Source organism: Pseudanabaena sp. Chao 1811, from assembly GCF_027942295.1.
Taxonomy (GTDB): domain Bacteria; phylum Cyanobacteriota; class Cyanobacteriia; order Pseudanabaenales; family Pseudanabaenaceae; genus Pseudanabaena.
Genome location: NZ_CP101416.1, coordinates 4,626,270 through 4,639,821 on the forward strand (window position 1 = coordinate 4,626,270; position 13,552 = coordinate 4,639,821).

Here is a 13,552-nt window from a genome sequence, read left to right on the forward strand (position 1 = left end):
TTTTAAGGTTGAAAGGTGAATGGCGATCGCTCTATCCAACACTATTCTCTAACTTCAAAGCCAAAAGCTTATCTGCTTCCACTGCAAACTCCATCGGCAAAGCGTTAAATACTTCCTTACAGAAGCCGCTAATAATCATGGAGACGGCATCTTCTACCGCGATACCGCGTTGTTGGAAATAGAAGAGTTGTTCTTCACCAATCTTGGAAGTAGATGCTTCATGCTCGACTCTGGCGGTATTATTTTGGACTTGGATATAGGGGAAAGTATTCGCCTGTGAGCAATCACCGATCAGCATCGAGTCACATTGAGAATAATTTCTTGCGCCTTCTGCTTTTGGTGAAATCTTCACTAAGCCACGATAGCTATTTTGGGAGCCACCTGCGGAAATACCCTTAGAAACGATTTTGCTGCGGGTGTTTTTGCCGATATGTACCATTTTGGAGCCAGTATCAGCTTGTTGCTTATTATTGGTAAGCGCAACCGAGTAAAACTCTCCAACGGAATTTTCGCCGACTAAGACACAGCTAGGATATTTCCAAGTGATTGCCGAGCCTGTTTCTACCTGCGTCCAAGAGATTTTGGAATTCTTGCCTTGGCACAAGCCACGCTTGGTCACGAAGTTATAGATTCCACCCTTGCCATTTTTATCGCCAGCGTACCAGTTCTGCACGGTGGAATATTTGATTTCGGCATCATCTAGGGCGACTAATTCCACAACTGCGGCGTGCAGTTGATTGGTATCAAACATTGGCGCAGTACAGCCTTCGAGATAGCTCACATAGCTACCTTCTTCGGCAACGATGAGGGTACGCTCGAACTGACCAGAATCGCCATTATTAATGCGGAAATAGGTGGACAAGTCCATGGGGCATTTCACACCTTTGGGGATGTAGACGAAGGAACCATCGCTAAATACGGCGGCGTTCAGTGCCGAGAAGTAGTTATCAGCGATCGGGACAACGCTTCCTAAATATTTTTTGATTAGTTCGGGGTATTCATGCATCGCTTCCGAGATCGAGCAGAAAATTACACCGACTTTGGCTAAATCTTTTTTAAAGGTAGTTGCGACGGAAACGCTGTCAAAGATTGCGTCAACGGCAACATTGGCGAGGCGCTTTTGCTCTGATAGGGAAATACCTAATTTCTCAAAGGTATCGAGCAATTCGGGATCGACTTCATCGAGACTTGCCTTTTTCTTGGACTGCTTTGGTGCGGAATAGTAAACGATATCTTGGTAATCGATCGCAGGATAATCCACATGCGCCCAAGTCGGTTCTTGCATCTTTAACCATTGGCGATACGCTTTGAGGCGAAATTCCAGCATATATTCTGGCTCATTTTTCTTAGCCGAAATCATGCGGACGACATCTTCGCTAAGCCCGCGAGGAATCGTATCCGACTCAATAGACGTAACAAATCCGTATTTGTATGGTTGGTTGACAAGTGCTTGAACCGTTGCAGTCATGTCAGTTAAGGCTCCTGATAGTTAATGTGTAATTTTAGTGCGTTGCATAAAATTACGGGATTAAAACAACTTGCTTGTTTCTTTACTCATTGTACGGTACATTAGCAACATACAAGTTGTCAAAGTCAATTTTTTTATAACTTTACAACTTCAACACATAACTATGGTCATTAGCTTCAGTCAAAAGCCAAGAGAAGATTGCGATGCAAAGCATCGCAATCTTCTCTTGGCTTTTGCTTATATGACCAACTGCTCGAATTGCCATCAGGAGCTTATTCCATGAAAACTCCCATCGGCGTTGCTGAGATAAATACACCAGACTTAGAACTAGCGCAACTAGATCATAAGTTAGATAAAAGCGTGGGTAAAAGCGATGCCAAGCCTGAAACTAAACATGACACTAAGCAAGATATTTTGCAGCATTTGCTTAAACGGGGCGAAGTGACCGCTCAAGATTTAGCAGATCGTCTAGATATTAGTCCCCAAGCAATTCGGAAGCATTTAAAGGATTTAGAGGCTGAGGGGCTAATCTATCACACTGCTGAGCAGGTGGGCATGGGCAGACCACAGTTTATCTATGCTTTGACGGTGGCGGGACGCGATCGCTTTCCCGATAGCTATAACCAGTTTGCCGTAAATTTCTTAGATACGCTGATCGATACGTTGGGCAAAGAGCAAGTATCTGAGGTGTTGCAAAAGCAGTGGCAACGCAAGGCGCAAAATTATAAATCGCAACTTGGAGGAGGTTCGCTAAAGCAAAGACTAGAGAAATTAGCCGAAATCCGCCGTTCCGAAGGCTATGTAACGGAGTGGTTTCCCGTAGAAGGGAATAGTCAAGACCAGCAAAGTTTTATTTTTACGGAATATAATTGCGCGATCGCCCATGTGGCGGAATCTTTTCCCAGCGTTTGCGGACATGAATTAGAAATGTTTGCTACAGTTCTCGATTGTCCAGTGGAGCGAACTCACTGGATGGTCAATGGCGAACATCGTTGTGGTTATTTGATTCAGGAACTAGCTAATAGCTGTTAGCTATTGGCTTGATGTTCACAACCAGTGCTAATTCGATTAGCATAGTAAGTAGTTTTTAGATAAACAAAGGAAAATATACAAGGGTAAAAATATGAGTTTGACTTTAACTAAAGATAATGTTGAGAATGTTCTTGATGAACTGCGTCCCTATTTGATGTCTGATGGTGGCAATGTGGAACTTGTCGAAATCGAAGGACCAATTGTGAGATTGCGTTTACAAGGTGCTTGTGGTTCCTGTCCTAGTTCAGCAATGACTCTCAGAATGGGGATTGAGCGCAAATTAAAAGAAGAAATTCCCGATATTGCTGAAATTGAACAGGTTTTTTAAAAATTCTTAAAAGAGAACTGGCATAATTGGCAGTGAAATTCTCTTGAAATAAAAAAGCTGGGCTTTGCCCAGCTTTTTTATGAATATTTTTCTTGAAGCAAGGCTAATAGTTCCTGTGTTTTTCCGAATTGATCCTCTAGGGCATCCCATTGCTGAGCGATCGCGTTATTCTCTAAGTCATTGGCGATCGCGGCAAGAGAAATGATACCTAAGTTACTTGCTGACCCTTTCATAAAATGGGCAATATGTCGAATCTCTGTGTAATTTTGAGAGGCGATCGCTTGTTGGAGTTGCTCTAGACTTTGGGTCGTGGAGCTATAAAAGGTTTGGAGTATCTCAGTTTTAAACTCTTCGCTACCATCAGAAATTTCATCTATAAACGTCCAATCTATCAAGGGTAAATCTATGCTCGGAGATTCATTACTAGCTTGAGGTAAAATTAATGGATCAGATATTGCCTCAGTTGTAGTTACCTCGACAGCGTCCATAAATTTGGGCAGTTCCTGCAACTTTAGATCCCACTCTGCCAGCTTTTGGGCTAAATCGTCTTTCCGAATCGGCTTACTGAGGTAATCATCCATACCGCAATTGATACAGCGATCGCGATCCTCTTTCATTGCGTTGGCAGTCATCGCAATGATGATGATCTTCGACTTATCAGAGTTTTGATTGCGGATTGCCATAGTCGTCTCATAGCCATCTAGCTCTGGCATCTGACAATCCATTAAAATGATATCGTAATCAATACATTCTAATAAACTCAACACTTCTTTCCCGTTACCTGCTACATCAGCCTCATAACCAATGCTGCGTAATTGATGAAGAGCCACTTTTTGATTAATTGGACTGTCTTCTGCAATTAAGATTTTGAGTTTAGAAGTTTTGATTACCTGAGTGCCATCCTTAACAGGTATATGCCTAATCTTCGTAGATGTAAAGTTATCTAGATTGCCATAGGATGAGGCGATCACTGACATGAGAGTATCTAGTAAGCGTGACTGTTTGACTGGCTTTATAAGGTATTCATCAAAGCCCAATTTCTTAATTTTATTGACTCCATTTTTTTGATTGAGAGATGTCAACATAATTAACTTCGTATCACTCAATCTAGCATCCGCTTTAATTTGAATACCTAAATTCTCTCCGTCAAGATCTGGCATTTGCATATCGAGGATCGCTAATTCGTAGCGATCGCCTTCATCAAGAGCCTTTTGCATGATTGGTATAGCTTCCATCGCATTTTGGATCGTATCAACCCGCATCTGCCAAGCCGTAAGTTGGTAGGTCAAAATCTTACAATTAGTTTCACTATCATCAACAACCAATACTCGAATATTCTTAAGATCCACTTCCCGTCTAGGCTTAATCTGCGCGATTTCTTCACTAGATTGCTTAGCAAAGGGAATCCAGAACCAAAATTGAGAACCTTTTCCTTCTTCACTATCAATACCAATTTCTCCTCTCATCAAATCTACAAGCTGTTTGCAGATAGCTAGTCCTAGCCCCGTACCACCATATTTGCGCGTAGTAGATGCATCGACCTGCGTAAATGGTTGAAATAGTTTCTTTTGAGCTTCTGGAGAAATTCCAATCCCTGTATCAATAACCCTAAATTCAACATTTGCCGTAGTATCTGTTGCAGATTTCAAAGAAACCTTAATCACGACTTCCCCTTGAGCCGTAAATTTAATAGCGTTGCTAGTGAGATTTGTTAATATTTGCCTTAATCTTGATACATCACCAGTTAAATAGTTAGGAACGTCGTGATGAATTAAAGAAGCTAGCTCTAATCCCTTGTTTTGAGCTAGCATCGCGAGTAAATCTGTGACTTCTTCTACACAAGTACTAAGCTCAAAATTAAGCTCTTCCAATTCCATTTCATTGGCTTCTAATTTAGAAAAGTCGAGGATTTCATTAATTAACGTCAAGAGATTCTCGCCACTGATCCGCACTGTTTCCACAAAATCCCTTTGGATTGCCGAAAGCGAAGTATCTGCGAGTAAACCTGTCATCCCCAATACGGCATTCATCGGCGTACGGATTTCGTGGCTCATGGTAGCCAAAAATGCGCTCTTCATTTTTGTGGCAGTTTCTGCTTCACGACGAGCCTGTTCTAATTCAATATTTTGTTTGGCAAGTTGCTCACGTCTACGGGTTTCCTGCTCTAAAAGTGTGCCTTGATAAAGAGCGATTCCTACTTGATCCGCTAATTCTTTAAGAAATTCAATCTCAAAAGTTCGCCAGTGGCGAGTCTCATGGCATTGGTGAGTTATGATCAAACCCCAAAGGCGATCGCTTTCAAGAATTGGAACTACCAAATTAGCTTTAACTTGAAGTTCCGCCATCAAGTTTTTATAACATTCAGGAGACTTAGATTGCGAGATATCTTCATTAATGGTCTTTTTGCCTTGACGATATTCTTGCCATAGTCCATTGCGAAAACAGAGGTCTTGAATATCTGTATTTAAAAGACTCTGAGTTATTTCATTAATTGACTCAGCAACTACTTTTCCTTCCCAATCGCCATCAAATTTATAAAAGATGACTCGATCTGCACTCAGGAATTTGCGTACCTCTAAGACAGTTGTGTCTAAGATTTCTTTAATATCGAGAGATTGACGGATGCGTAAGGTGATCTGAGATGTAACTAAGGATCGCCAATTCTGTACACGAATTTCTTCTTCTACACGCTTGCGATCGGTAATGTCAGAACCTGTGATGATAATAAATTCAGCCTCATCGTCTTTATTGAGCAAGGTTGTACTTGACCACGAAATTAGAAGCTTTTCTCTATTTTTATTGAACCAATAATTTTCTTGATACTTTAACGATTTATCTTGATTGGTTTTATTTAATTGTTCACGAATCGGTTGAACATCTTCTGGAAGTAAAAATACATTCCAAAAAACTTGATTTCTTATTTCTTCATAGCGATACCCCATTACTTTTTCGCATTCACGATTGAACCGAATAATTTTACCTTCAGGATCGATAACCATTACTAATGCGCCTATGGTATCTAAAACAGTGACCGTAAAATCACGTTCGCGCTTGAGGCTATTTTCTAGCTGCAAACGGGTTTTAATTTCACTATAAACAAAATAAAATAATAGGCAGAGTACTACTAAAGTTGAGAGTAGAGCAACTACAGAAATATCTACTAAGTGATTAATTAAAGCTTGTGTTTCATTGAGCCAAGTTGATAACTTATCTTTTTCGATATTGGCTAACTCTTCAAAATCCATTGTGTAAGAACTTACATCTCTGAATTTATCGTCTAGCATCTTCTTTTGGACTGCTTTAATGCCAGCAGCTTCATAGAGAGCAAGTATTTCTACGGAATGGTCAAGTTCTTTTCTGATGTTTTTTATTAAGAGTTGATACTTATCAAAATTTTGATTCTTCTGTTTTGAATCGTAGAGTTTAATCTTATTAATCTTTTTGAGATTCTGAATTGATTCAATATCTTGCTTTAGCTGCACAGATAATATTTCGTACCTCCCTAAGCTATCTTCACTATTAGTAAAGATATATTCCGCCACTGCCACTTTGAGATCACGGATGTCATTTAATGGACGGCTAATTCTGGATAAGATCTCTTGCTGCTGTAAAAAAGCAGTATTTGTTTCTTGTAACTTGACTAAATTATTATAGGCAACACTACCGAGTGTAATCACCATTCCCGCAGCAATACTTGTCAAAAACGCAATCTTTTTTAAAAATTTATTTTTATAATTTGAAGATTTTGAGGCGAAAGATAGACGGTTGACTTCCTGTATGGTGCGTCTGGTATCAATGAGATAAACAGCCTGACTGGCTAAAGTTTTTAAAGCTTCAATCTGTTTTTGATTTAATTCTCTTGGCTGGTAATCAATTACACATAAAGTGCCGATGGGATGTCCGCCAGCGATTTTCAGAGGTGCTCCCGCATAGAAGCGAATATTTGGTGGTTCTGTAACTAGTGGATTATCTCTGAACCTTTCGTCATTTAGGGTGTCAGATACGATAAAGACATCATCTTGAAGAATTGCATGGGCGCAAAAAGCGATTTTTCTGGGGGTTTCTGTTGCCTCAAGTCCTACTTTTGATTTGAACCATTGCCGATCTTTATCGACTAAGCTTACCAAGGCTATCGGGGTTTGACAAATGTGAGCAGCTAATTGAGTGATATCGTCAAAACCTTGTTCTGATTCGGTATCTAAAATATTGCAGGCGTAAAGAGCGCTAACTCTTTCTACTTCATTGCTTGGTTTTGGGGCGGGAATCATTTAGATGATGTTAATAGTTAATACTGCATAGACCTATTAGCTAGAAAAACTTAATAGCTAAATTTAGTAGCCTAATATCGCCAGATGACATTTTATTTTTGCTATTCCATTTTACTCTGAACTATTCTGAATTAAAATTATTGTGCTTATCCCTAGCGAATACTCATCATAATTTTAGTATTACCAACGATTCTATATAGAGAGAATTGGTAAATTGGTATGAATCCACTTTTCTCCACAAAAAGTATGTTCACACTAAAGAATCTAGGTATTTGGTTAAGCTGAATACTTGCTATGACTATAGCTAGAATTTAGTCTATAGTTACGCTGAATAATTCCCGTTATTTACTTCTAATATACAGTCTAATTTAGGCTTTATGTAGTCTAGATAAATTAAAAAAATAACGAAACCAGTTTTTTAATTTATCTGTTTTTGGAGAAAGCGCGAAGCGCTCTAGCACTCCTAAATCATGTTGTGAGATTAATAAAAGTACTTAGTATAGCGATTGGTTAACTTTGTAATGCCACTTTTTTTAAAGAAGTGTTGCGATCGCGCTTTAAAGCGGTATTCCTTCGCAGTACAATGGCGATCGCTATCTTTATGTTGTAAGCATATATACTCTCTTGATTTCACTTGAATCCGTTACCAAGATTTACCATCAGCCTTTGTTGTCTCTAATATTTGAGGCACAATCAATACATCGTCAGCACCACCAAACTGATACTGTGCAGATGTGTACGCTTTCCAATATTAAGTCGGGGCGATGTCCTGAAGATTGCAAATACTGCCCTCAAAGTTCGCGTTATCCCACAGGTGTAGAGACCTATCCTTTATTGCCGCTAGAGGAAGTGATTACCCAAGCCCAAGAAGCGAAAGAGCATGGTGCTACTCGTTTTTGTATGGGCGCAGCATGGCGTAATGCTCCCGATGGCGAAGACTTTGAACGGGTTTTACAGATGGTAGAAGCAGTGGCTGGCATGGGAATGGAAGCCTGTGTAACTATGGGAATGTTGCGTCCAGATCAAGCCCAACGCTTAGCTAAAGCAGGTTTAACTGCTTACAATCACAATCTTGATACTTCCGAAAATTTCTATCCCGAAATTATTACGACTCGCACCTATCGCGATCGCCTTGAAACAATTCAGCATGTTGCTGCCGCAGGAATTCAAGTTTGTTGTGGTGGCATCGTCGGCATGGGTGAAACTGATCGCGATCGCATTGAGCTTTTACATACCTTAGCAAATCTCACCCCCCAGCCTGAATCAGTTCCCATTAATGCCCTTTCCCCTGTAAAAGGAACTCCTTTTGGTGATCTTGAACCAATTGATCCTTTAGTACTAGTGCGGATGGTGGCAACGGCAAGAATTCTGATGCCTAAGGCAATTGTGCGACTCTCCGCAGGACGCGATCGGCTCAGTGTTTCCGATCAAGCTCTATGTTTCCTTGCAGGAGCAAATTCCATCTTCTCTAGTGAGAAATTGTTAACTACGGCAAATCCCGAATGGGAAGATGATACAAATATGTTCCAACAGCTAGGCATCAAACCCAAAGAACTCGTATAAGTCGCTCAGCATAGTTAAAAAAAGGGAGCGCAAAGCGCTCCCTTTTTTTAATTATGCAAACTCAGGTCTACCCTGTGACATGAAATGCTTCTGAGAACTCATCTCAGGTTCACCATCCTTAGGATGCCTTTGAATATATGTACCATCAGACTTCAAATCCCATGTTTGGCGATTGTCTGCTAACACAATTTCAAGGATCTGCTTCAGTTCTTTAACTAGGGATAATTCTTCTACTGGTGTAACTACCTCCACACGAGCATCTAGATTACGCGGCATCCAATCAGCACTGCCAATATATACCTGTTCATCACCACCATTACTGAAATAGAAGATACGTGAATGTTCGAGAAAGCGTCCAATCACACTAATGACCCTGATGCGATCGCTTAAGCCCTTCACCTTAGGACGCAGGCAGCACATACCGCGAATAATTAAATCTACATTCACGCCCACCTGTGAAGCTTCATACAACGCTGAGATGATCTCAGGGTCAACCAGTGAATTCATCTTCGCAATGATATAGGAAGGATATCCCTGCTTTTGATGTTCGATTTCCCGATAGATCAGATGCAAAAACTTTTCACGCATATTCACGGGGGCAACTAATAGCTTGCGATATTCGCGTTGGCGGGAATATCCAGTGAGATAGTTAAATAAATCCGTCAAATCTGCTCCCAAATCATCACAACAGCTAAATATTCCGAGATCGCTATAAAATCTGGCAGTTTTGGGATTGTAATTACCCGTACCAATATGCACATAGCGCACTAAGCGATCGCCTTCTTGTCGCACAACCAAAGCCGTCTTGGTATGGGTTTTCAGATTCTTTAGTCCATAGACCACATGCACACCCGCATTTTCTAGTTTTCTTGCCCAGAGAATATTGTTCGCTTCATCAAATCTCGCCTTAAGTTCTACCAATACCGCAACCTGCTTACCATTCTCCGCCGCCCGAATCAATGCATGGACAATTGGCGAATCGCCAGAGGTACGATACAAAGTCTGTTTGATCGCTAATACCTGAGGATCATTAGCTGCCTCCTCAATAAAGCGCTGTACCGTTGTTGTAAAAGACTGATAGGGATGATGTACTAAAAAGTCACCTTCACGAATGATGTCAAAAATATTTTTATGCTCATCTGATTCCTTTAGTCGGGGATGGGTTACAGATTTCCAAGGCTGATCCTGATATTTAGGCAGTGGCAAAAAAGAGATCGCCATTAGATCGCCCAAACCAATTAGCCCCGGAATGTCATAAACATCTGCCTCCGTAATTCCCAATTGATCAATCAATTCTTGGCGAATAGCAAGAGGTACATCGTTGGCAATTTCCATTCGTACAACTGAGCCAAATTTTTGCTTACGGAGTTCCTCTTGCAAAGCCGAAATTAAATCATCTGCTTCTTCCTCCTCAATATCCAGTTCTGCATCACGGGTAATCCGAAATGGATAGTAACTGAGGATCTCCATCCCCGGAAATAATGAGTCAAGGTTATGGGCAATCACCTGCTCTAAAGGTACAAACGTATGATCCTTAGTTTCAGGAATTCGTACAAATCTTGGCAATACATTAGGAACTTTCACCCTTGCAAAGTTTTCTTCCCCCGTTTCGCGATCGCGTACTAGCACCACTAAATTGAGACTGAGATTGGAGATATAGGGGAAGGGATGGGCAGGATCAACCGCTAATGGTGTAAGTACTGGAAATAGCTTTTCCCGAAAATAGGTGGTGAGATAGTGTTGATGCTTCTTATCAATATTTTTATAATCCAGAAGTTTCACACCATGTTTGTGTAGTTCTGGACGCAATGTATTCTCAAAAAACTCATGCTGCATCGTTACCAATGGTACTAGCGCATCACGAATCGCTAGCAACTGTTTGTCGGGTTTCAATCCATCATCGGTAATAATATCGAGCTGTTCTGCAAATTTCTTCTTGACTCCTGCGACTCTAACCATAAAAAATTCATCAAGGTTAGTGCTAAAAATGGCGCAGAACTTAGCTCTTTCTAGCAATGGGGTACGTGAGTCAACCCCTTCATGTAAAACTCTCTTATTAAAGGCGATCCAACTTAATTCACGGTTGAAAAAATATAGCGATCGATCAATTGTCTTTTCAGGTCTTTTGTTAATTGGTTGATTAATTGATTGCTCTAGTTCTAATAGAACTTTATTTGCCTCTCCAACACTCTCTAGATGCGGCAATACCTCTACTGGCAAATCAACGGGTATTTCCACATCAGCTTCTAAATTTTTCTTAGATAAATCTCTTTTAGGCTTAGTCATAGCAACAAGTGTTTATTTTCTAATAACTAGATTACAGATATATCGAATGTTACTGTGTGAGGATAAACACTTACCTAAAGTCAGGAAGAAAAGGCTTACAAAATAAATTCTTACTTCATATAACAATCCTAAACGGTTTATGGAAGTGCACCCTGACTGAGGGAGGACACTTCCACAAACCCAAAAATCTACAAATGATTGAGGACTGCTATATTAACACTTAATCTCAGCGCTCTGCGATTGAATACAGAAGCAGGTATTTTGCAGTAGGACAAAGCCACACCATAAAAAATCGGTTCTTTTTCTACTGTATGTCTCTAAAGTAACAACAATAAGCAAGTAGTCAACCATAAGTAAACTTAAAACCCATATTTCTGTACCGCCTGCGTAGCGGGCGGTACAGAAATATGGGTTTCGCTTATAACTATGCCGAGCTACTTAATATTAGCTTTGGTTAAGCTTACAAATTCCTTAAAGCCCTAGATCAAAACTCTTGAATAGCAAGAGTTTTGATCTAGGGCTTTAAGAGAGGTTTTGTGTAACAAAACCTTTCCTAAAAATTGTTTCAAGTTATGCCGAACTCGCGTTAAGTCTTATTTACTTAACAAAGATTCAATGTCTTGACGTAACCCAGCATCCTCAGGAGCAACGCTAGAAGGATAATACTTCACGACTTTACCTTCTTTATCGACAAGAAACTTATTGAAGTTCCATTGCACCTGACTACCCGTGGTTTCGGTTAAGTATTTATACGCATCGGTCATGTCAGCGCCTTTCACCTTCACTTTGCTAAACATATCAAAGGTGACATCGTAGGTGAGAGAGCAGAAGCTCTTGATTTCTGATTCAGTACCAGGTTCTTGTGCGCCAAAGTCATTGCTAGGAAATCCCAAAATCTCAAAACCTTGATCTTTGTATTCACGATAAAGAGATTCTAGACCCTTGTATTGCTTGGTATAGCCACATTTAGAAGCAACGTTAACTACTAGAGCAACCTTGCCTTTGTATTTGGCGAGATCAACTGGTTGACCATCAATGTTAGTAATCTTGAAATCGTAAAGTGTAGACATATTTTAAGGTTTTTAGTTTTTTTTTGAGGATAGGGTCTGAGTGTTTAAGTCTTAAGTATAAATGCTCAGATCGATTGGTGGTTGCTATAGTTGAAAAGATCCATTTAGCATTTTGCGGCGATTTGAATGGCAAGTGTAATTATCCTGATTGGCGTACCTGCAAGTGGCAAGTCTAGCCTCGCTGAGCAGATGTTGCGTACTTCTAATCAGACTGCTAGTCAAAATAGTAGTAGCCTCACCTATGGACAAACTCAACTCATCAGTCCCGATCGCATTCGTGCTTCACTTTATGGATCAGCCGATATACAGGGAGATTGGACAGAAATTTGGACAGAGGTACAACAGTCATTTGCAAATGCTGCCAAATCGCAACAATCTGTAATATATGATGCCACAAACTATAAGCGAGAATATCGCAAAAATGTTATTTCCCTCGCCAAAGAGCATGGATTTAAACCAATTACAGGACTTTGGTTAAATGTCCCTCTCTGGATTTGTTTATCACGTAACGATAATCGCGATCGCCAAGTCCCTGACGATATCATCATTGAAATGCATCGCACTCTCTCCTATAGCCCACCAAGCCTCAGCGAAGGTTTTGACCGCATCCTCTTTCGTGATGAAAAATCAGACAATGAGTGGATTGATTAAAATAGTTTTTTATTTCCCCGCCAAAGGCGGGGAAATAAAAAACTATGTAATGTAAGTCTAATATTGTGCTTTTCAAGACATAAAAAATAATTTGTCTTTGTCTATTTCTCGTTTTGTGCTAGCTTAAATAGACGCAATCTCTAAGGGGTATAATAGGTTAAAATGGCTAAGCGCCGCAATCAGAAAAAAGAAAAAGCTCTTCGCAACCAAGCGTATGCGCGTAAGTTTCGCAAGCGCACCCCTATGGGTCGCTTTGGACGTAGAAGACCAATGGGCAGCTATAACGATCCTGAAGATTCTGAATCCAATGGAGCTGCTGATACAGGTGCAGCCGATACTGGCGCTGCCGACACTGGCGCTGGAATTGGTAAGTTCTAGACTGTGAATTCTGGTGATCACTTCCCAGTATTCTATAGATCATGACCACAAGTTTCGCCCTTGCATTACATACGACAACGACAAAATTAGAGCTTGCGATCGCTGAAATTAATCAAAATTCAGATCGCAATTCTCAAATTTATACCATCCACAAACAACAGTCATGGGAACTAGGCAGAGAATTATCTGTACAATTACATGGCTGTTTAAATATGTTTGTGGGTGATATCCCATGGAGTGATTTTGCTTTTTTAGCGATCGCCACTGGCATTGGCAGTTTCACTGGCACAAGGATTGGCATTGTCGTGGCAAGAACCCTCGGCGAACAGCTAAATATCCCTGTGTATGGCATTAATTGCGAGGAAATTATTGCCCGATCGCAGCAGTTTCAACCAAACCTATCTTTAGGTGAAAGTTTACTTGCGATCGCCTATGACCAATGGCAGGACGGAATTTATCCATCTTGGCAAAATGCTTTGCCACTTTATGAAGCCTAATTTCCAAGATG

The 13,552-nt window shown here is 40.5% G+C and carries 10 protein-coding genes; 6 read left to right on the forward strand and 4 right to left on the reverse strand.

Annotated features, from left to right (window positions below; genetic code table 11):
• Window positions 1–31: 31 nt before the first annotated feature.
• Entirely contained in the window at window positions 32–1,468 is a 1,437-nt protein-coding gene (gene sufB / locus NMG48_RS21095) for a Fe-S cluster assembly protein SufB (protein ID WP_040688473.1), read from the reverse strand.
• A 279-nt stretch (window positions 1,469–1,747) separates the two neighbouring features.
• On the opposite strand from sufB, the gene sufR reads away from it, so the two are divergent.
• A complete protein-coding gene (gene sufR, locus NMG48_RS21100) occupies window positions 1,748–2,500 on the forward strand; it encodes an iron-sulfur cluster biosynthesis transcriptional regulator SufR (RefSeq protein ID WP_271253355.1) in 753 nt (250 codons plus the stop codon).
• Window positions 2,501–2,591: 91 nt separating this feature from the next.
• Complete coding sequence (locus tag NMG48_RS21105) at window positions 2,592–2,828, forward strand: NifU family protein (RefSeq protein WP_169362153.1); 237 nt, start codon at window positions 2,592–2,594, stop codon at window positions 2,826–2,828.
• A 77-nt stretch (window positions 2,829–2,905) separates the two neighbouring features.
• Here NMG48_RS21105 and NMG48_RS21110 read toward each other — a convergent pair whose 3' ends face one another.
• Window positions 2,906–7,096 (reverse strand): response regulator, encoded by a 4,191-nt coding sequence (locus NMG48_RS21110; RefSeq protein WP_271253356.1) that lies wholly within the window; start codon window positions 7,094–7,096, stop codon window positions 2,906–2,908.
• Window positions 7,097–7,720: 624 nt separating this feature from the next.
• On the opposite strand from NMG48_RS21110, the gene bioB reads away from it, so the two are divergent.
• The gene (gene bioB / locus NMG48_RS21115) at window positions 7,721–8,659 is read left to right on the forward strand and encodes a biotin synthase BioB (RefSeq protein WP_345961219.1); all 939 of its coding nucleotides are present in this window, start codon (window positions 7,721–7,723) and stop codon (window positions 8,657–8,659) included.
• Between the two features lie 51 nt (window positions 8,660–8,710).
• Here bioB and ppk1 read toward each other — a convergent pair whose 3' ends face one another.
• Together ppk1 and NMG48_RS21125 are read right to left on the reverse strand one after the other, a co-directional pair.
• Window positions 8,711–10,945 (reverse strand): polyphosphate kinase 1, encoded by a 2,235-nt coding sequence (gene ppk1, locus NMG48_RS21120; protein ID WP_271253358.1) that lies wholly within the window; start codon window positions 10,943–10,945, stop codon window positions 8,711–8,713.
• A 593-nt stretch (window positions 10,946–11,538) separates the two neighbouring features.
• Window positions 11,539–12,015 carry a glutathione peroxidase gene (locus tag NMG48_RS21125; RefSeq protein WP_271253359.1) on the reverse strand — a complete coding sequence of 159 codons (477 nt, stop codon included), beginning with the start codon at window positions 12,013–12,015 and terminating at the stop codon, window positions 11,539–11,541.
• A gap of 126 nt (window positions 12,016–12,141) precedes the next feature.
• Between NMG48_RS21125 and NMG48_RS21130 the strand changes: the two genes are divergently transcribed.
• From NMG48_RS21130 to tsaB, 3 genes are all read left to right on the forward strand, one after another.
• Window positions 12,142–12,666 carry an AAA family ATPase gene (locus NMG48_RS21130; protein ID WP_271253360.1) on the forward strand — a complete coding sequence of 175 codons (525 nt, stop codon included), beginning with the start codon at window positions 12,142–12,144 and terminating at the stop codon, window positions 12,664–12,666.
• A gap of 162 nt (window positions 12,667–12,828) precedes the next feature.
• Complete coding sequence (locus tag NMG48_RS21135) at window positions 12,829–13,044, forward strand: hypothetical protein (protein ID WP_009625842.1); 216 nt, start codon at window positions 12,829–12,831, stop codon at window positions 13,042–13,044.
• Window positions 13,045–13,085: 41 nt separating this feature from the next.
• A complete protein-coding gene (gene tsaB, locus NMG48_RS21140; protein ID WP_271253361.1) occupies window positions 13,086–13,541 on the forward strand; it encodes a tRNA (adenosine(37)-N6)-threonylcarbamoyltransferase complex dimerization subunit type 1 TsaB in 456 nt (151 codons plus the stop codon).
• Window positions 13,542–13,552: the final 11 nt, after the last annotated feature.